Source organism: Vibrio sp. SCSIO 43133, assembly GCF_023716845.1.
GTDB lineage: Bacteria > Pseudomonadota > Gammaproteobacteria > Enterobacterales > Vibrionaceae > Vibrio > Vibrio mediterranei.
In genome coordinates this window covers 755,659-775,836 of record NZ_CP068024.1, presented here as the reverse complement: position 1 = coordinate 775,836, position 20,178 = coordinate 755,659, and the positions used below count along the sequence as shown (strand labels likewise).

Annotated in this window: 19 protein-coding genes; 15 read left to right on the top strand and 4 right to left on the bottom strand. The window is 43.3% G+C overall.

Translation table 11 applies throughout. The features are described 5' to 3' along the window. Window positions 1–20: 20 nt before the first annotated feature. The gene (locus JKJ11_RS03780) at window positions 21–650 is read left to right on the top strand and encodes a YccT family protein (protein WP_198557409.1); all 630 of its coding nucleotides are present in this window, start codon (window positions 21–23) and stop codon (window positions 648–650) included. Window positions 651–849: 199 nt separating this feature from the next. Here the strand turns inward: JKJ11_RS03780 and JKJ11_RS03775 are convergent, their stop codons facing one another. The 3 genes from JKJ11_RS03775 to zipA form a co-directional block, all read right to left on the bottom strand. After that, on the bottom strand, window positions 850–1,974 hold the full coding sequence (locus JKJ11_RS03775; RefSeq protein ID WP_006075226.1) for a porin: 1,125 nt from the start codon (window positions 1,972–1,974) through the stop codon (window positions 850–852). A 481-nt stretch (window positions 1,975–2,455) separates the two neighbouring features. Beyond that, entirely contained in the window at window positions 2,456–4,459 is a 2,004-nt protein-coding gene (gene ligA, locus JKJ11_RS03770) for an NAD-dependent DNA ligase LigA (RefSeq protein ID WP_252038758.1), read from the bottom strand. A 67-nt stretch (window positions 4,460–4,526) separates the two neighbouring features. Then, window positions 4,527–5,525 carry a cell division protein ZipA gene (gene zipA, locus JKJ11_RS03765; protein WP_006075224.1) on the bottom strand — a complete coding sequence of 333 codons (999 nt, stop codon included), beginning with the start codon at window positions 5,523–5,525 and terminating at the stop codon, window positions 4,527–4,529. A gap of 182 nt (window positions 5,526–5,707) precedes the next feature. On the opposite strand from zipA, the gene cysZ reads away from it, so the two are divergent. Continuing rightward, window positions 5,708–6,445 (top strand): sulfate transporter CysZ, encoded by a 738-nt coding sequence (cysZ, locus tag JKJ11_RS03760; protein WP_031495762.1) that lies wholly within the window; start codon window positions 5,708–5,710, stop codon window positions 6,443–6,445. Between the two features lie 71 nt (window positions 6,446–6,516). Here the strand turns inward: cysZ and JKJ11_RS03755 are convergent, their stop codons facing one another. Further along, the gene (locus JKJ11_RS03755) at window positions 6,517–6,987 is read right to left on the bottom strand and encodes a zinc ribbon-containing protein (RefSeq protein WP_006075222.1); all 471 of its coding nucleotides are present in this window, start codon (window positions 6,985–6,987) and stop codon (window positions 6,517–6,519) included. 183 nt (window positions 6,988–7,170) lie between these two features. Here JKJ11_RS03755 and leuS point away from each other — a divergent pair, with 183 nt between their 5' ends. From leuS to JKJ11_RS03690, 13 genes are all read left to right on the top strand, one after another. Continuing rightward, entirely contained in the window at window positions 7,171–9,744 is a 2,574-nt protein-coding gene (gene leuS, locus JKJ11_RS03750; protein WP_252038757.1) for a leucine--tRNA ligase, read from the top strand. A gap of 133 nt (window positions 9,745–9,877) precedes the next feature. Further along, complete coding sequence (locus tag JKJ11_RS03745) at window positions 9,878–10,444, top strand: LPS-assembly lipoprotein LptE (protein ID WP_252038756.1); 567 nt, start codon at window positions 9,878–9,880, stop codon at window positions 10,442–10,444. A gap of 19 nt (window positions 10,445–10,463) precedes the next feature. Then, window positions 10,464–11,483, top strand: coding sequence for a DNA polymerase III subunit delta (gene holA, locus JKJ11_RS03740; protein WP_252038755.1), 1,020 nt, complete (start codon window positions 10,464–10,466; stop codon window positions 11,481–11,483). A 69-nt stretch (window positions 11,484–11,552) separates the two neighbouring features. After that, window positions 11,553–11,870 (top strand): ribosome silencing factor, encoded by a 318-nt coding sequence (rsfS, locus tag JKJ11_RS03735; RefSeq protein ID WP_006075611.1) that lies wholly within the window; start codon window positions 11,553–11,555, stop codon window positions 11,868–11,870. 4 nt (window positions 11,871–11,874) lie between these two features. Further along, on the top strand, window positions 11,875–12,345 hold the full coding sequence (gene rlmH, locus JKJ11_RS03730) for a 23S rRNA (pseudouridine(1915)-N(3))-methyltransferase RlmH (RefSeq protein WP_006075610.1): 471 nt from the start codon (window positions 11,875–11,877) through the stop codon (window positions 12,343–12,345). 11 nt (window positions 12,346–12,356) lie between these two features. After that, complete coding sequence (gene mrdA / locus JKJ11_RS03725) at window positions 12,357–14,240, top strand: penicillin-binding protein 2 (protein WP_006075609.1); 1,884 nt, start codon at window positions 12,357–12,359, stop codon at window positions 14,238–14,240. After that, a complete protein-coding gene (gene rodA, locus JKJ11_RS03720) occupies window positions 14,237–15,358 on the top strand; it encodes a rod shape-determining protein RodA (RefSeq protein ID WP_124940695.1) in 1,122 nt (373 codons plus the stop codon). Before mrdA ends, rodA begins: the two co-directional genes overlap by 4 nt. Then, a complete protein-coding gene (locus JKJ11_RS03715) occupies window positions 15,358–16,158 on the top strand; it encodes a septal ring lytic transglycosylase RlpA family protein (protein WP_038225413.1) in 801 nt (266 codons plus the stop codon). The genes rodA and JKJ11_RS03715 overlap by 1 nt, the downstream gene beginning before the upstream one ends. Before the next feature lie 100 nt (window positions 16,159–16,258). Next, on the top strand, window positions 16,259–17,437 hold the full coding sequence (locus JKJ11_RS03710) for a serine hydrolase (protein ID WP_031493182.1): 1,179 nt from the start codon (window positions 16,259–16,261) through the stop codon (window positions 17,435–17,437). 142 nt (window positions 17,438–17,579) lie between these two features. Then, window positions 17,580–17,858 (top strand): DUF493 family protein YbeD, encoded by a 279-nt coding sequence (ybeD, locus tag JKJ11_RS03705; protein WP_031493181.1) that lies wholly within the window; start codon window positions 17,580–17,582, stop codon window positions 17,856–17,858. A 175-nt stretch (window positions 17,859–18,033) separates the two neighbouring features. Further along, window positions 18,034–18,675, top strand: a complete 642-nt coding sequence (gene lipB / locus JKJ11_RS03700) for a lipoyl(octanoyl) transferase LipB (RefSeq protein ID WP_031493180.1) — start codon at window positions 18,034–18,036, stop codon at window positions 18,673–18,675. 4 nt (window positions 18,676–18,679) lie between these two features. Further along, the gene (lipA, locus tag JKJ11_RS03695; RefSeq protein WP_062456972.1) at window positions 18,680–19,645 is read left to right on the top strand and encodes a lipoyl synthase; all 966 of its coding nucleotides are present in this window, start codon (window positions 18,680–18,682) and stop codon (window positions 19,643–19,645) included. Window positions 19,646–19,798: 153 nt separating this feature from the next. Next, window positions 19,799–20,128 (top strand): hypothetical protein, encoded by a 330-nt coding sequence (locus JKJ11_RS03690; RefSeq protein ID WP_031493179.1) that lies wholly within the window; start codon window positions 19,799–19,801, stop codon window positions 20,126–20,128. Window positions 20,129–20,178 lie beyond the last annotated feature (50 nt).

Below are 20,178 nucleotides of genomic sequence, written 5' to 3'. Positions count from 1 at the left end.
CAAAGTACTAAGGAGTGGTAATGAAATTAACAAAAACACTACTTGCGAGTCTAATTTTGGCACCGTCACTAGCCTACTCGTCAGTGACCATTGACGTGCCGTCTGGCATCCAACTGCTCACTGTTAATGGTAAAGACGCTGGCTACTCAAACTTTGGTTTCGATAGTAACGACAACATCGTTCTCGATAACGGTGTAAACCAACTGGTTTTTAGAATTTCTAAAATAGTTATGGAAACGGGCTCAGACAAAACCAAATTTAAATCTCAACCTTTAGTTGCAACATTTGATGCAAAAGATAAGGATATCTCTATATCCGTGCCTAACATTAAGACACTGCAACAAGGTGTAGAGTTCAATAGTAAACCTACCTTTGAACTTGTTAGCGATTCAAAGCCCCTCGTTGGCGTGAAGAAAGATCAGTTAGGTTTAACGTTTAGTCTAACTGCGGATATGGCACAAGAAGTAAAAGACTACAATCAAACCAACGCTGTTGCTAGCTTGTCACACTACTCACAATCCAAAATAGAAACCGCTGACATCCAACTTGATGGTGATGTGTACCAATCTTTAAAACGCTCTTTCAAAAGTGCCTCATACGAAGAAAGAAAGAAGTTTCTTACTTGGGCAATCAGCAACCTCGAAGAGTAATTTAACCGACTGTGCTCGCACTCGCGGGCACATTTTCATTTTATCGCGAGATCTCCTTTTCTTAACTCAACTTTATTTAACGTCCATCTTCTATATTTTCGTCAAAACAACTATTTATTAATCTCACTGTGAATTACACAATAAAAAAACGGCCCCTATTTCTAGGAGCCGAAGGTATAAGGCAGTATCAGATTGTATTTTAGAAGTAGTATTCTACGCCTAGACCCCAGCCGAATTCAGCAGAAGATTCGTCTTTAGAAATCATATAAGGACGTACATAGGTAATCGCTGAGTCATCCAAGAAATATAGTGCCTGTGCTGAAACGATGTAATCTGCATAGCCATCTGCATCGGTACTATCAATTTTAGGATCTAGATTCGCAGCATAATTAAGCTTGAACTGCCAATTCTCAACACCACTGAATACAGCTCCTAACGAGTAGCTATTCTGAGAAATTTTCGAACCATACTGTAGAAGATCATTATCGTCTTTGTCTTTCAACTCTTTATAGTCTGCTTCTTCGTATTTCCATGCACCATTAAAGGCAAATGTGTCAAAGTTCAGCTCAAAACCTAACAATCCAGCTTGCGTATCTGAACGACCATTAACTGTATCTTTATCACCAATGATTGGAGCACCAGGGTTTTGCTTCAAGAAGTTCTGGTAAGCTGAGTTGAGAGTATCAAACTTACGATCCTTACCGTACTCGTAGCCACCGTGTAGAGTAAGCATTCCAACAGTATAGTGCGCCCCTAAGCCATAGAAGTTTGAGTCAGCACTTGCTTCATCACCACGACCAGCTGCTAGGTTGAATGTAAACCCTCCTAAGTTAGCAGAGTCATAACGAACCATATTAGATTGACGATCATAGCGTGCGCCACCTAGTACATCGCCACCCCAGTCAAAAATAGCACCAGCACGTTGACCTGAGTATGGCCAGTCGATGATTTCATAGAGTGGTGTCAACATACGACCAATACGTACGCGACCAGCTTCCTCGAACTCAAAACCACCGTAGGTATCACGAACACCTAGACCACTACCAGCACCGTCATCACCAACGTTACCACCTTCCAATTGCCAAATAAACTTAGGACCACGTGCTAGTTCATGTGAACCGCGTAAACCAAAGCGAGATTCATTTTCTAGTTTCAGTGGAGCATCACCGCCACCAATTTTATCTTCACCATATTGCCATACAGACAATGCAACTTGACCATAAAGATCAACTGTATCTGTTGCCGGTTTCGCTTGTACTGCACCCGCCATTGTTAAAGACGCCACTGCTGCACCGATAAGAGTGCGTTTAAACATTTTTTCCATGGAATAACTCCTAAAAATGGATATAGCTGTTTTTTATATTTCACTCTTAAGTTGGCCGCCGAAGGGTGAAATATTTCCTTATTTATTTAACCAAAATAGACTGGTTAATTTTCCTGTCTACACCTTGTGTATCCATATTCACAAGACTAACTTCGCAGAGAAAATTATCAATTTCAAAATCAATTAAGCTAAAAAAAATAGGACGCACTACAAACTTTTACCATGGTTATTGATGAAGATCTTATTTTTCAAACACAGCTATAATGAAATGCTTTACATCCTTTGTTTTCAAGAAGTTAAAACACCATCAACATTGCCATTCGTGATATGGATCGCATGGATTTTTTATTTAATTTAATTAAATAAAAAAACGCTATTTATACGATTGTTTTTTATTTATGACGTAGTAGAACCATCATTATTTGAACTCACTCGCAAAAAAAGAGCCCCATATTAGGAGCTCTTTTTTCTATTCCTTAAATCAGCCGATTAATTCTATTAGGTCGTCCTCAGTTCTAATCTCAATATTGAGCTCTTGTGCTTTAGCCAATTTAGAACCTGCATTTTCTCCTGCAAATAAAATATCGGTTTTCTTAGAAACACTTCCCGTCACTTTCGCCCCTAGCGCCTGAAGCGCTGCCTTGGCATCATTGCGGTTTAGCTGTGACAACGACCCTGTTAAAACCACCGTCTTGCCCGCAAGTGGTTGAGGTGTATCTTCCGCTGGTGCTTCTACTGCCGCCCAATGAATACCTGCTGCAATCAATGCCTCAATTACTTTTTGATTAGATTCAGCAGCAAAGAAGAACCGAATATGCTTAGCAACAATCTCACCGACATCAGGAACTTCAATCAACTGATCATGAGTCGCGTTCATCACATTTTCTAAAGTTTCAAAATGCGTTGATAGATTCGCAGCGGTGGCTTCACCAACTTCACGAATCCCCAGTGAGTACAGGAATCTCGCTAGTGTGGTTTCTTTTGACACATTTAGGGCATTGACGACATTCTGTGCGGACTTCGGCCCCATACGCTCTAAAATAGTGAGTTGCCCCGCAGATAACTTGAACAAATCTGCTGGTGTCTCGACCATTTCTTTGTCTACAAGCTGCTCTATTACTTTCTCCCCAAGACCATCAACGTCTAAAGCCTTACGAGAAACAAAGTGTTTTAGCGCTTCTTTACGCTGTGCTTGGCAAACCAAGCCACCGGTACAACGGGCTACAGCTTCTCCTTCAATCCGTTCAATCAGAGATGCACATACCGGACACTCAGAAGGAAAAACGATTTCTTTCGCATCCGCAGGTCGACGCTCTGGCACATAAGAAACAATTTGAGGAATAACATCCCCTGCACGGCGAATAATAACACTATCACCAACCTTCACACCTAAACGCTCAATTTCATCGGCATTATGCAAGGTAGCATTGCTCACCGTCACGCCACCAACAAACACTGGCTCTAGCTTCGCAACAGGGGTAATAGCTCCGGTACGTCCAACCTGAAACTCGACAGAGTTCAGTACGGTAATTTCTTCTTGAGCGGGGAATTTGTAGGCAATCGCCCAGCGAGGAGCTCGAGCCACAAAACCCAACTGCTCTTGCAGGGCAATGTCGTCAACTTTAATGACGACGCCATCTATTTCATATTCAAGCTCATCACGTTTTTCCTGGATCGCTTTGTGGTAAGCTTTAACTTCTTCAATACTGTTAACGCGTTTGGTTTCAGGCCCCATTGGAAAGCCTAAAGATTTGAGTTTTAGAAAACGATCAAAATGACTTGCTGGTAACTCAGTACCTTCAACAATGCCCAGACTATAGGCATAGAAGCTTAGAGGACGAGTTGCGGTGATGCGAGAGTCTAATTGACGTAAACTACCTGCTGCCGCATTTCTTGGGTTTACAAACACTTTCTCGCCTTTTCTTTCGGCAAGCTCGTTAAGTTTTGCAAACCCAGCTTTAGGCATAAATACTTCACCGCGTACTTCAATGCGCGCTGGAATGTCGTCGCCTTGCAGCTTCAGTGGAATTGCACTAATAGTTCGAACATTCTCTGTGATGTTCTCCCCCGTGGTTCCATCACCTCGAGTTGCAGCTTGAACAAGTACACCACTTTCATAAAGTAAACTCACTGCTAATCCATCGAGTTTTACTTCGCAACAATAAGCGCCAATATCGGTTCGATTTACGCGATCACAAATGCGCTTATTAAAACTATCTAAATCTTCATCTGAGAAAGCATTATCCAAAGACAGCATCGGTATTTCATGTTTCACTTGGGTAAAACTGTCAAGTGGTAGCCCTCCGACTCGTTGACTTGGCGAATCTACAGTTACCCAATCAGGATGCTCAGCTTCAATAGCGAGCAATTCTTGCATTAGTCTGTCGTACTCGACATCCGGAATCTCCGGGCTGTCTTCTACATAGTACTTCACGCCATGATAGTGAAGTTGCTCTTTCAGTTCATTTAATCGTTGTTGCGACATGGTATACCTTGGTAGTACGGATAAAAAAGGCTCCCGAGGAGCCTTTTCTCTAACATAAGTGGAACGATTACGCGCTTACTTTCGCTGCGTTAAAATCTTGAATTTGTTTACGGTAGGCATCGAGTCTTGTCGGTGTCATTAAGTTACGCTTGTCGTCAAGAACGTTGCCACCAAGATCATCAGCAATTTGCTGCGCTGTTCTTAGCATCAACTTGAAGTTCTGCTCGGCTTCACCAAAACAAGGTAGAGTCATAAAGAACGAGATACCTTTAGTAGTAAAAGTGGCTGGATCATTATGTTGAAGCGTACCTGGCTGCATCATATTTGCCACACTAAACAGTACTTTTCCTGTGCCTGATAAATCGGCATGACGGTGGAAGATATCCATTTCACCGTAAATAAGACCATTCTGGCGCATACTATCAAACAGCTGAGTACCAACAAAATCTTCAGAACCAGCACAATGCACGTTCATCACAATCACCTGCATTTCGGGCTCTTCAGGTTCACTTTCAGCCTGTATAGGTGCACTCGATTCCTTTGCCGACGTTAGGGTTGATGCCTCAATAGGCTGAGGTTTTGTTTCCAATTCCTCGTCAGTATCATCGAATTTGTTTAGATCTAGCTGAGGTTCAAGTTTTTCAAATTCTTCGGGTTCGACATCGGTTTTGGCCGAAAATGATGGTAGCTCTTCTTCAACCATTTCTTCTGATAATGCAGAGACCGGAGGCTTTTCGAATTGTTCTTCTAAAGGTTGATGATGAATCTGCTCTTCATGCTCAAAGCTCTGTTCAGAGTGACTAGCGACATCGTCTAAGGGATCATAATTAGTCTGTTGTTGGTTCAAACCAAAGTCAGGTTCATTACGCGTTTTTCTTATAATTTCGAAATCGTCTTCTGGCGCAACGTATTCGTCTTCTTGCTCAGCGTTGTCATCCAACTTTCCTAACGGCCTATCACCGAACTTCTTCTGTCCTTCTTTTTTGCTAGACCATAGGCCATGGAACAGCAGCGCCGCGATAGCTAGGGCACCGACAATAATGAGTACGAATCGCAATTCCTGCATTGTTTGCTCTCAACGTTAAAAAATAGTCCTTAATGAGGTGAATACACCTCAGCTCACTCTACTTTACCAAAACTCTATAGACTATTAGAACACCTTAGTATAAGAAGTTTGTGATTTCCTTAAGTCTTTTTTGATATAGTCGCTAAGAAACAACAGTAGCAAAAGGTAAAAGGAAACATATTTTGAACAAAGCCAAAACCGGATTCGGTTACTTTCATCAAGGTTTTCAAATCGCCTTTACACCGGGTATCCGTCGTTATGTACTGCTACCATTACTTGCCAATATTTTGTTAGTTGGTTCAGCAATGTACTACCTTTTCTCCAACCTCAACGCATGGATTGAAGGCTGGCTGGGCTATTTGCCTGAATTTCTCTCTTGGCTGAGTTATGTGCTTTGGCCGCTACTCGCCATCACTATATTGGCGACCTTTTCTTACTTCTTTAGCACATTAGCTAACTTTATCGCCGCTCCATTCAATGGCCTTTTAGCAGAGAAAGTGGAAGAAATGCTAACCGGTCAAAAAGTTTCAGAAGACGGGATAATGAGCGTTGTCAAAGACGTTCCAAGAATTATGGCTCGGGAATGGCGCAAGCTATTGTATACCTTGCCTAAAGCTATCGGCTTATTCTTACTGCTACTTATCCCTGCGCTTGGTCAGACGATAGGACCTTTTCTTTGGTTCATTTTTACCGCTTGGATGTTAGCAATTCAATACTGTGATTATCCATTTGATAACCACAAGGTACCATTTAACGACATGCGAATGTCTATGAAGCAAAAACAAGGAAAAGCCTACAGCTTCGGTATGCTTGTCTCGGTATTTACAACAATCCCAATACTTAACCTGTTTATCGTTCCAGTATCAGTATGTGGCGCAACAGCGATGTGGGTACAAGAATTCAAACAGCAATATAAGTAAGTGTTTCTCACTATCTAGCAGTATCCAAAGAGACTGTAGGCAAGCCATACAGTCTCTAGAACAGCTAGCTTCTATGGTTTTAGGGGCTGTCGACTAAATGTACTATGACCACATTTTGGACAATCAGAAATGGTTGTTGGGTGGTTGTATTCTGTCTTATGCCCACACTGCTCACACACCAAAATACCTAACCCTATCATTTCTCCTGAGGAATAAACGCCCTGATGCTCAAGATCTTGGAACAGCTCGACCCACTCGACTTTTGTTCTATCTGTGATATCCAGCAGACCTTGCCAAATTGAATTAGCAATCATGAGATAAAAGGGCCCGCTTTTACTCTCTTCGTAGTTTTCGGCAAATTCCTTTAGATCAGACTTCACATACGCAGAAATTAACGCCATTTCGTCCTTAGTCATATCGTTGGCGGCCTCAACCACTTGTCCTGATTTTTCAAGCACGTGCTGTAACTCTTCAGGACTGTGTTTTAGGTTGTCAACCACATCTTCAATCATTTCTTCATAACTGGCTTTACGCTTAGGCATACATCCCCCTATTTTCACCAAAGTAGCAGAACACTATGTGATTACCGTTAACGTGCATCACCTCTTCTCCCACGAAGGGTATATTGACTATTGTTGACCGGGCTTCCTTTAGGTATTCTATGACGATCTAATAGTTTCTGTGGTAACAGAACTCACAAATTCCAAGATAACCGGAAGTCATCGATGCAAGAACAATATAACCCGCAAGATATTGAACGTAACGTTCAACAGCACTGGGACAACAATAAGACCTTTGTTGTAAGTGAAGACCCAAATAAAGAAAAATTCTACTGTCTGTCTATGTTCCCTTATCCAAGTGGACGACTGCACATGGGTCACGTGCGTAACTACACCATCGGTGATGTGGTATCTCGTTTCCAACGCCTACAAGGTAAAAACGTAATGCAACCAATTGGTTGGGACGCGTTTGGCCTACCTGCTGAAAACGCAGCAGTAAAAAACAACACAGCGCCAGCACCATGGACTTATGAGAATATTGAGTACATGAAAAACCAACTTAAGTTGCTTGGTTTTGGCTACGACTGGAACCGTGAGTTTGCTACGTGCACACCAGAGTACTACCGTTGGGAGCAAGAGTTCTTCACTAAGCTTTATGAAAAAGGCTTAGTATACAAAAAAACCTCTTCTGTTAACTGGTGTCCAAATGACTTAACTGTTCTAGCAAACGAACAGGTTGAAGATGGCTGTTGCTGGCGTTGTGATACTCCAGTTGAACAAAAAGAAATCCCACAGTGGTTTATTAAAATCACAGAATACGCCCAAGAGCTTCTTGATGATTTAGACAACTTAGAAGGTTGGCCTGAAATGGTTAAAACCATGCAGCGCAACTGGATTGGTCGCTCTGAAGGTGTTGAACTGAAGTTTGAAGTACAGGGTCATCAAGACCTTGAAGTATATACGACGCGTCCAGATACTCTTATGGGTGTTACATACGTAGGTATCGCTGCAGGTCACCCTCTTGCTGCTGTTGCGGCTGAAAACAACCCTGAGTTAGCTGCATTTATCGATGAGTGTAAAAACAACAAGGTTGCAGAAGCTGAACTAGCAACAATGGAGAAAAAAGGTATGGCAACTGGCCTTACTGCCATTCATCCATTGAATGGTCGTGAAGTGCCAGTATTCGTTGCTAACTTCGTCTTGATGGATTACGGAACAGGTGCAGTTATGGCGGTTCCCGGTCATGACCAACGTGACTTTGAGTTTGCTACTAAATACAACCTAGATATTCTTCCTGTAATCAAACCGGTTGACGGCAGCGAGCTTGATATTTCAGAAGCGGCTTACACTGAGAAAGGCATACTATTTAACTCTGGTGAGTTCGATGGACTTGAGTTCCAGGCTGCGTTCGATGCTATCTCTGCTAAGTTAGAAGCAGAAGGCAAAGGTCACAAGACCGTAAACTTCCGTCTACGTGACTGGGGTGTTTCTCGTCAACGCTATTGGGGTGCTCCAATTCCAATGGTAACGACTGAAGATGGTGAAGTTCACCCGGTTCCAGCAGAGCAACTTCCTGTAATCCTTCCGGAAGATGTTGTTATGGATGGCGTAACTAGCCCAATCAAAGCTGATAAAGAGTGGGCAAAAACGACCTTCAACGGTGAGCCAGCACTACGTGAAACAGACACCTTCGACACCTTTATGGAGTCTTCTTGGTATTATGCACGTTACTGCTCTCCGCAAGCTGATGATATTTTAGATCCAGAAAAAGCGAACTATTGGCTACCTGTAGACCAATATATCGGTGGTATCGAGCACGCATGTATGCACTTGCTGTACTCTCGCTTCTTCCATAAGTTGCTTCGTGATGCTGGCTATGTGACTTCCGACGAACCGTTCAAGAAACTCCTATGCCAAGGTATGGTGCTTGCTGATGCTTTCTACCACACCAACGAAAAAGGCACCAAAGAATGGATCGCTCCAACAGACGTAAAAGTTGAGCGTGACGGTAAAGGTCGCATTTCCTCTGCAACAGATAACCAAGGTCGTGACGTAGAACACTCGGGCATGATCAAAATGTCTAAGTCAAAGAATAACGGTATTGACCCACAAGAAATGGTAGACAAATACGGTGCTGACACTGTACGTCTTTTCATGATGTTCGCCTCACCTGCGGATATGACATTAGAGTGGCAAGAATCTGGTGTGGAAGGTGCAAACCGCTTCCTTAAACGTGTTTGGAAGTTGGTAAAAGAACATACAGAAAAAGGTACAGCAGAAAGCGTTGACGTTTCGGCTCTATCTTCAGACCAAAAAGCACTGCGCCGTGATGTTCATAAGACCATTGCAAAAGTAACCGATGATGTTGACCGTCGCCAAACATTCAATACAGCGATTGCAGCCATCATGGAGCTAATGAACAAACTTGCTAAGGCACCTCAAGACTCAGCACAAGACCGTGCGATTCTTGATGAAGCACTACAAGCAGTCGTTGCCATGCTTTACCCTATCACTCCACATATCTGTTTCGAAATGTGGACGGCACTGGGTAATGCAGACATCGACAATGCTGTGTGGCCAACATTTGATGAAAAAGCCCTCGTTGAAGATGAGAAACTTATCGTTGTTCAAGTTAACGGCAAGCTACGCGCTAAACTGACCGTTGCTGCGGATGCAACTAAAGAACAAGTAGAAGAACTTGGTCTTAACGACGAGAACGTGACGAAATTCACTGATGGAAAAACCATCCGTAAAGTGATTTACGTACCGGGTAAACTATTGAATATTGTAGCTAATTAATTTAGTTGTCTTTATGATACCAAGAGTCGCGAAAATACTTCGCGGCTCTTTTTCAGCCAAACATAAAAGCCTTATTTAAGTTCACTGCCTGATGAAACTTACATAAGCCTTTTTAACAGAGTCTGCGAGCACTATGCGCCTACTAAAAAACAACACTGCAAGAGTCAGCTTAGTCCTTTTCTTATCTACTTTGTTGACTGCTTGTGGTTTTCACTTGCGTGGAGAGTACAACGTTCCCGAAGATATCAAAGAAATCTCAGTCACCAGCTTTGACCCATATGGAAAGATCACCCGACTGGTTAAAGAACAACTAAGATTAAGTAAAATAGAAATCGTCAACCCACAGCCTAACATCCCTAGTCTCCATATTACCGGAGAGTCTATCGGTACTCGCACACTATCTTTGTATCAAAATACGAGAGCAGCAGAAAAAGAAATCACCTACAGGGTACGCTATAGAGTTACTGTTCCAGAACTTGGCTCAAAAGATTTTTCTGCGCAAATCACACGTAGCTACCTCGATAACCCACTTTCAGCTCTGGCAAAGTCAGAAGAGCGCTCTTTGATTGAAGACGAGATGAGAAACTTTTCAGCTCAACAAATGATGCGTCAAATGGCTCGTCTTAAAACCGATATTGAACAGTACGAAGCACAACAAGAAACCGTAGAGTCAGACGCTACCTCGTCTCCTCAATCCTAGTGACGCAGAGTAGAACGACGTGAGAGTATTTGCTGACCGCCTTGCAGAAACACTGAACCGTCAGTGGCATGACTGCTACCTTGTTTTTGGTAATGAACCATTATTTGTACAAGAAAGTCGAGACTTGATCATTCGTCATGCTCGACAGTTAGGATTTGAAGAACATCATAGGTTCTCCGTGGACAGTTCATTGGACTGGAATGATGTCTATGACTGCACACAAGCCCTTAGCTTGTTTTCATCTAAGCAAATTATAGAGTTATCCATCCCTGAATCAGGTATTAACGCAGCTATCGCCAAACAGCTGTTAGAAATATCGTCACACCTACATGAAGACATTGTTGTTATCATCACTGGAACCAAGCTGACGCGAGCTCAAGAATCAGCAAAATGGTTCAAGGCTCTAAATGGCTGCTTGGTGAGCTGCGCCGCCCCTGATGTCAAACACCTCCCTCAATGGGTAATGAGGCGATGCAATGCCTCAGGGCTTAAGCCTGACGGTGAAGCGATACAGCTCCTATGTCAGTGGCATGAGGGAAACCTGTTTGCTCTTTCTCAAAGCTTAGAGAAGCTGTCATTGCTCTATCCTGATGGCCAACTCAATCTGCTCCGTGTTCAAGAGTCCCTGAGCCGTCATAACCATTTTACAGTGTTCCACTGGATAGATGCGATCTTAGAGGGTAAACCAAAGCGAGCGAATCGAATTCTCTTACAACTTGAAGCAGAAGGAGTAGAAGCCGTTATTTTGTTGCGTTCGATTCAAAAAGAGCTACAACAGCTCATCAAAATGCAACAGATGTTGACTCAATCTTCGCTTAACCAAGTCTTTGATAGCTTCAGAGTGTGGCAAAATAAAAAACCACTCTATAGCGCTGCTCTGCAGCGCCTTACCGCAATACGACTTAAACAAGCCATGCAACTACTCGCTTCAATCGAGGTCCAAGTAAAGACCCAATACGAGTTGAGCCCGTGGCCCTTTCTACACCAGCTAACGCTCAACCTGAGTGCTACTGACAGCAGCCTGTCTTTACATCCATAATTTCGTGGTATAATCGCGGGTCAATTGAGCCTGAGGCTCAACTTAATTAAGAACAACGAGGAAAAACTTTTGCAACGCGAAGAATTGAAACTATTTCTAGCCGACAAAGCCGACGATATGAAAGCACAAGACATCGTAACGATTGATGTTGAAGGGAAGTCTAGCGTGACTGATTTTATGATTGTCTGTACGGGTACGTCAAAAAGACATGTAATTTCAATTGCCGATCATGTTGCTTCTGAAGTGAAGAAAGCGGGTATGGAACCTCTCGGCGTTGACGGTGAACAAGAAGGTGAATGGGTAGTTCTCGATATGGGATCAACCATGCTGCATGTCATGCAGGAACAGCATCGTGATCTTTACCAATTAGAAAAGCTTTGGAGCTAATACATTGAAACTCCAACTCATCGCAGTCGGTACTAAAATGCCGAAGTGGGTCGAAGAAGGCTTTCAAGAATACAAGCGTCGCTTCCCTCATGATATGCCACTTGAACTGGTGGAAATTGTCGCGGGGAAGCGAGGCAAAAATGCTGATATTGCACGTATCTTACAAAAAGAGGGCGAAGCGATGTTAGCAGCGGTTCCTAAAGGAAACCGTATTGTGACATTAGATATTCCAGGTAAGAAATGGGATACCCCTCAACTGGCTGAGCAACTCGAGAGCTGGAAGCTAGATGGGCGCGACGTCTCTATTTTGATTGGTGGTCCAGAAGGTCTAGCACCAGCTTGTAAAGCCGCTGCCGATCAAAGCTGGTCACTTTCAGCGCTAACGCTACCCCACCCTCTGGTGAGAATTGTCATGGCGGAAAGCCTCTATCGCGCTTGGTCAATTACTGCAAACCATCCTTACCATAGAGAGTAAGCCAACAAGTTATGAGACGTAAACGTAGCCAGATACGGGACCATCAGGCAGAAGCACGGCTGTTCAAAAGCCGTGCTGTCGTTGCATTCGTATTTATCATTGCCATGATGCTAGTACTTGTTGCAAACCTTTATAATATTCAGGTTAATCAGTATCAAGACTACAAAACTCGCTCTAATGATAACCGCATTAAAGTCGTACCAATCGCGCCAAATCGCGGCCTTATCTATGACAGAAATGGCATCCTATTGGCAGAGAACCGTCCAGTCTTCAACCTAGAAATCACCCCAGAAAAGGTGAAAAACATGGATGAGACTATTGCTGGGCTGCGTAAATTTTTAGATATCCCCGAAGAACGTATTGAAGCATTTGAACGAGACCGAAAACGTACTCGCCGATTCAAATCTATCCCTCTTCTTACTCAATTAACCGAGGAGCAAGTTGCTGTTTTCTCCGTTAATCAACATAAGTTCCCTGGCGTAGAAATAGCAGCAAATCTGAAGCGCTATTACCCATTTGGCGATGTACTGACGCATGTTATTGGCTACGTATCACGAATAAACGATCGTGATATGCGCCGCCTCGTCAGAGAAGAAAGAGACGCGAATTACCAAGCTACTCGTGACATTGGTAAGTTAGGCATCGAACGTTACTACGAAGAAATTTTACACGGCACCGCAGGTTATCAAGAAGTTGAAGTGAACAGTCGTGGTCGAGTACTACGTACCTTAAAGTTTGTTCCGCCAATTCCGGGCAAAGATATCGTGCTAAACCTCGATATCAAACTACAACTTAAAGTTCATAAACTGTTAGCAGGAAGACGCGGATCTGCGATTGTCCTAGACCCAAATGACAATGGCGTACTCGCGATGGTGTCTAGCCCTAGTTATGACCCTAACGCCTTTGTAAATGGCATTTCAAGTAAAGCTTATAAAGCCCTTTTGGAAGATAAAAACCGTCCACTGGTGAACCGTGCAACGCTTGGTATTTATCCTCCAGCATCAACGGTAAAACCTTTTATTGCAGTTGGGGCGCTCCAAGAAGGCGTCATTACGCCTCAAACCACGCGTAATGACCCTGGATATTGGCGAATTCCAAACTCGAAAACGCGTCCCTTCCGTGATTGGTTGCGTTGGGGACACGGTAAAGTCAATATCCTTAAAGCCATTGAAGAATCAGTGGATACTTTCTTCTATCAAATCGCCTATGATATGGGCATTGATAGACTATCTAAGTGGATGATGATGTTTGGTTTTGGTGACTATACTGGCATTGACATCTATGAAGAAAGTAAAGCGAATATGCCGACACGTGAATGGAAAATGGCTCGTCATCGCACGCCATGGTATCAAGGTGATACGATTCCAGTAGGTATTGGACAAGGTTATTGGACTGCAACACCAATGCAAATAGCCAAAGCTACTTCCGTGCTGGTTAATCATGGAGAAGTTTTATCTCCACACCTATTACGTGCCACCATCGATAATGGTGATAGTTTTGAACACCAAACAATGGCTGAAGTTGACTCTCGCCCGCCGATTACTGGAGTGAAAGAGAGCTACTGGGACATCGCACTCGAAGGAATGCGGTTGGTTAACCATGGTGTCAAAGGTACTGCTCGCCGCGCATTTAAGAACATGCCTTATCAGTCGGGTGGTAAGTCCGGTACAGCACAGGTGTTTAGCTTGGCTCAAGACCAGGAGTACAACGCTGAGGAACTGGAGGAGCACCTAAAAGACCACGCATTATTCACGGGTTTTGCACCTTTCAAAGATCCAAAGGTAGTTGTGACAGTTGTACTAGAAAACGCCGGAGGTGGTTCTTCTAATGGCGCACCTGTAGCACGTCAGCTGTTTGATTTGGCCCTTCGAGACGAAAAGAGTGAAGAAGAATGAGATTTGATCCATCAACAGGACAAAATAGAGTTCTATTCGAACGCTTCCATATCGATTTGCCACTGCTATTAGGTATTCTGGCTTTAATGGCCTTTGGTCTAGTTGTTATGTACAGTGCAAGTGGGCAGAGCTTGGCCATGATGGACAGGCAAGCCATGCGTATGGTTCTCGCCCTCGTTGTTATGATTGTACTCGCACAATTCTCCCCGAGAACCTACGAGTCACTCGCTCCAATCATGTTCTTTGTTGGGGTACTATTGCTACTCGGAGTATTGTTTTTTGGTGAAGCATCTAAGGGAGCGCAGAGGTGGCTCAATTTAGGCTTTGTTCGCTTTCAACCTTCAGAACTACTGAAACTTGCCGTGCCTTTAATGGTCGCTCGATACATAGGTAAGCGTTCACTTCCTATCACCTTCCAAACTTTAGTGATGTCTTTAGTGATGGTATTTGTACCAACTATTCTGATTGCGAAACAACCCGACTTAGGTACATCCATACTAATAGCCGCTTCTGGTATTTTCGTAATCTTCCTTGCAGGTATCAGTTGGAAAATCATTATTAGTGCGGTTGTAGCACTTGGAGCCTTTATCCCTGTGTTATGGTTCTTTTTGATGCGTGAGTACCAAAAAGTCCGTGTCAGAACCTTGTTCGATCCAGAATCAGATCCACTCGGTGCGGGCTATCATATTATCCAAAGTAAGATAGCCATTGGTTCCGGTGGGATTACTGGCAAAGGCTGGATGCAAGGTACTCAATCACAACTTGAATTTATTCCAGAACGACATACTGACTTTATTTTTGCAGTTATCGCCGAAGAATGGGGCATGATAGGCATTTTATTATTGCTTTCCCTCTATCTATTTATTATTGGCCGTGGTTTATATTTAGCCAGTTCAGCACAAACCGCATTCGGTAGAATGATGGCAGGCAGCATTGTACTTAGCTTTTTTGTTTACGTTTTCGTAAATATTGGTATGGTAAGCGGTATATTACCTGTAGTAGGCGTACCCCTACCTCTTGTCAGTTATGGCGGCACCTCCATGGTGACGTTAATGGCTGGTTTCGGCATCTTAATGTCTATCCATACGCACAGAAAGGCATTTTCAAAGGCAACGTAATGAATCGATTTTCTATCCGCCACCGTCACTACCAAACATTGCTTTGCTTTACTGTGGGATTGGTCGCTCTTGCTGGTTGTTCGTCGTCTGACAGTCGCTATGAGTTAAGCGATGATGTTGCACCTTCAAGTCCTATCTCTGTTGACCATATTGAAGGAGCTCAACCTAAATATGAACCTTATAGCTTAGGCGGCAACAAGAACTACACCTTGCGAGGAAACAGCTACAAGGTGATTAAAGATCCAACCGGATTTAAAGAGCGCGGACAGGCTTCGTGGTATGGGAAAAAATTTCATGGTCATCTGACGTCGAATGGTGAAGTGTATGACATGTATTCTATGTCGGCTGCCCATAAAACCTTGCCTCTACCAAGCTATGTTAAGGTCACCAATTTAGACAATGGCAAAGAAACCATCGTTCGCGTCAATGATCGAGGTCCTTTTCACGAAGGGCGAATCATTGATTTGAGCTATGCGGCGGCAAAGAAACTCGATGTCATTAAGACAGGTACCGCCAATGTTGAGATTGAGGTAATCATTGTCGAACGCTCCACTAGCCAACATAAAGTAGACAAACACCCAGAGTACACCATTCAAGTTGCCGCATCTCCACATAAGGATCGCGTCGAAACTTTATCGAAAGAACTCGGTCAAAAGCTATCAGTGGACACATTTCTAGCACCTGTAAATAGCAACTACCGTCTAATGCTTGGTCCTTTCAAAGACTACAAGCAGACTCAAGATGTTCTCGAACAAGTGAAAAAGATTGGCTACTCCTCAGCTTTCGTCAAAAAAATGTAAACATCATTGACATAAATAACGGTTGTTACTTAGTGTAAGCTATCTAGTTTGCCCAGACCGTTCTGTTAATATACGGACAACAAACAAAAATTGTATTCAAATGAATAAGAATAAACCTTCTATGAAACTTCTAACTTCCATTGCTCTTACCGCAACTTTAGCAGCAACTTCTGCTTCTGCGGCGCCTGTTGTTATGCCGGATGCACCTCAAATCGCAGCGAAAGGCTTCGTTTTGATGGACTACAACTCAGGTAAAGTCCTAGCTGAAAAAGAGATGAACACTCAACTTCACCCGGCTAGCTTGACAAAAATGATGACCAGCTACGTTATCGGCCAAGAACTGAAGCGTGGCAACATCACTCCAGAAGATGAAGTTACCATCAGTAAAAACGCTTGGGCAAAGAACTTCCCTGATTCATCGAAGATGTTTATCGAAGTTGGCACAAAGGTAACCGTTGAAGAGCTTAACAAAGGCATCATTATTCAATCAGGTAATGATGCATGTGTAGCAATGGCTGAGCATATCGCAGGTTCAGAAGACGCGTTTGTCGATCTAATGAATGCGTGGGCAAAGTCTATTGGCATGAACAATTCACACTTCGCCAACGTACACGGCTTGGATAACCCGAACCTATATTCTACGCCTTACGATTTAGCGCTACTTGGTCGTGCACTGATCCGCGACGTTCCAGATGAGTACCGTATTTACTCAGAGAAAAAATTCACCTACAACGGCATTACCCAATATAACCGTAATGGCTTATTGTGGGATAAGAGCATGAACGTTGATGGCATTAAAACTGGCCACACAAGCCAAGCTGGTTATAACTTAGTGAGCTCAGCAACTGAAGGTAAGATGCGTTTAGTTGCGGTAGTTATGGGCACTAAGAGCGCCAATGCACGTAAATCTGAAAGTAAAAAGCTGTTGAGCTATGGCTTCCGTTTCTTCGAAACAGTGAATCCACATAAAGCCGACGAAACCTTCGTAGAAGAAAAAGTCTGGATGGGTGACAAAGACGCTGTAGCACTAGGTGTTGACCAAGATACCTTTGTCACACTTCCACGCGGCCAAGCGAAAAACCTAAAAGCAAGTTTCGTACTTGAAAAACAGCTTGAAGCACCAATATCTAAAGGCGATGTCGTTGGTAAGCTATACTATCAACTAGACGGCGAAGATGTTGCTGAATACCCACTACTTGCACTTGAAGATGTTCAAGAAGGTAGCCTATTCAGTCGTCTATGGGATTACATCGTATTACTTTTCAAGAGCTTGTTCTAATAATCAAACTCTAGAGCTAAAAGTAATCAAGTTTCCGTAAAGCCGCATAATGCGGCTTTACTTTTTGTTGGCTTGAGATCATCCACATAAGGCATTACTATTCGCATCGTTATAACGAATTGGTATTTTTGGAGTCCCTAATATGTTGACCATCAACTCTGATGCAAAACTCAAAGACCTACTAGAGTTCCCTTGCTCTTTTACATTCAAAGTGATGGGTTACGCTAAGCCAGAACTTCCTGAAAAGGTAGTGGAAGTAATCCAGCGCCACGCGCCAGGGGACTACAGCCCAACTATCAAACCAAGTGCAAAAGGCAACTACCATGCAGTATCGATCAACATCACTGCAACGTCTATCGAGCAGGTAGAGACCTTATACAAAGAACTTGGTGAAATCGATATTGTTCGCATGGTTCTATAAAAATTTGAAAAATTAAATTTTTTTTGAAAGCAGCTTAGGCTGCTTTCTTTTTATATTTCAAAAACCTAGCACTTAATAGTGATTCAGTCGTTAAGAATTCGTTATTTATTGGTAGTTCAAAACCACCAACATGTTTATAATGCGAATACTTTATTAAGTGGCAGCGGAGTGATTGGTGGAAAATCAACTAGTTGTAAAAAAGCTTGGTAGAAAGGACTATGAGCCTGTCTGGAAAGCGATGCATGAGTTTACTGATAATCGCACAGAACAAACGCGCGACGAAGTTTGGTTAGTTGAACACAACCCTGTGTTTACGCAAGGTCAAGCAGGCAAAGCCGAGCATCTACTTAACACTGGTGATATTCCCGTTGTACAAAGTGACCGTGGTGGCCAAGTCACCTATCATGGTCCAGGCCAGTTAGTGGCCTATTTCTTAATCAATCTCCGTCGTAAAAAACTGGGCGTTCGTGAACTGGTTACTCATATCGAAGACCTCGTTATTCAAACGCTAAAAGAATACAATATCGAATCGGCTGCGAGACCCGACGCACCTGGCGTCTATGTTGACAATAAAAAAGTATGTTCATTGGGCTTACGCATCAGAAAAGGATGCTCTTTCCATGGACTGGCGTTGAACGTCAATATGGATCTCACTCCCTTTTTAAGAATTAATCCTTGCGGCTATGCCGGAATGGAAATGGTTCAGGTCAGCCAGTTGGGCGGTCCACAGCAAGTGTCCGTCGTAGAAGACCAATTAATCAAAGCACTCATAACAATACTTGATTACGAGCAAGTAGAATTCAGCGAAGAAGCATAAGACGATGAGCAAACCTATCCAAATGGAAAAAGGCGTTAAGTACCGTGACGCTGACAAAATGGCATTGATTCCAGTTAAGAACATGCCTACCGAGCAGAAAGAGATCCTTCGTAAACCAGAGTGGATGAAGATCAAACTCCCAGCAGACAGCCAACGTATTCAAGATATCAAATCTGCAATGCGTAAAAATGACCTGCACTCTGTTTGTGAAGAAGCATCCTGCCCTAACTTAGCTGAATGCTTCAACCACGGTACAGCAACATTCATGATTCTTGGCGCAATCTGTACTCGTCGTTGCCCATTCTGCGATGTTGCCCATGGTCGCCCCAACGCTCCAGAAGCTGGTGAACCTAAAAAGCTGGCGCAAACAATCAAAGACATGAAGCTGAAGTATGTTGTGGTGACTTCTGTAGACCGCGATGATCTTCGTGATGGTGGTGCAACACACTTTGCTGACTGTAACCGCGAAATCCGAGCACTTAACCCAGAAATCCGTATTGAAACCTTAGTTCCAGATTTCCGTGGCCGTATGGATGTTGCGCTTGAGGCAATGAAAGACAACCCACCAGATGTCTTCAACCACAACCTAGAGACCGCTCCTCGTCTCTATCGTAAAGCTCGTCCAGGTGCAAACTACAAGTGGTCGCTACAACTGCTTAAGAAGTTTAAAGAGATGCACCCTGACGTACCAACAAAGTCGGGCTTAATGATGGGCTTGGGAGAAACAAAAGAAGAGATCGTGGAAGTGTTGAAAGACCTTCGTGAGCACGGCGTTACCATGTTAACGTTAGGCCAGTACCTTGCGCCAAGCCGTCACCACTTACCTGTAGAACGCTACGTTCCACCTTCTGAGTTCGATGAGCTAAAAGATATTGCACTGGAACTTGGCTTTACTCACGCGGCATGTGGTCCATTCGTTCGTTCTTCTTATCATGCGGACTTACAGGCTCAAGGCGTAGAAATTAAGTAATTCCATTTGTGGTTTTTTGTTAAACACGGATTTCGCTCTCGGAGCCATCCGTGTTTTTTTTAAGAAAAATCGCCAAGATGACAATCTCATACTCGCATTTTCGCTATATTTAGGTAGGCTTAAAGAAAAATATTATTCAATCAAGGATGTAGCATGAAGTTACTTAAAGTTGGTCTGCCTATTTTAGCCGCTACTGTTATTGGTGGTTGTGCGCAGAATACTCAACAAGACAACTACTTAGAGGCGTCATTTGAACTGTGTAATACCGAGGTAAATCTGTACTCGGTGAGCGACGATGGTCGAGTTCGTATCGTTTGTAAAGACGGCGCTAAATTCGCACTGAACAGCGAGAAAACGCTGGATATCATGCGTGACATTAATATCGATTACTGTAATGGTGAAGGCTTGGGTCAATTTAGTGAAAGTCGCAAGTACTACTCGTTCAAGTGTAAATCTGGAACTTTACTGAATATCAATAAATAGCTAGCGTTTACTTTTCAAACGAATACAAGCTCAAAAAAGCGAGCTCATAG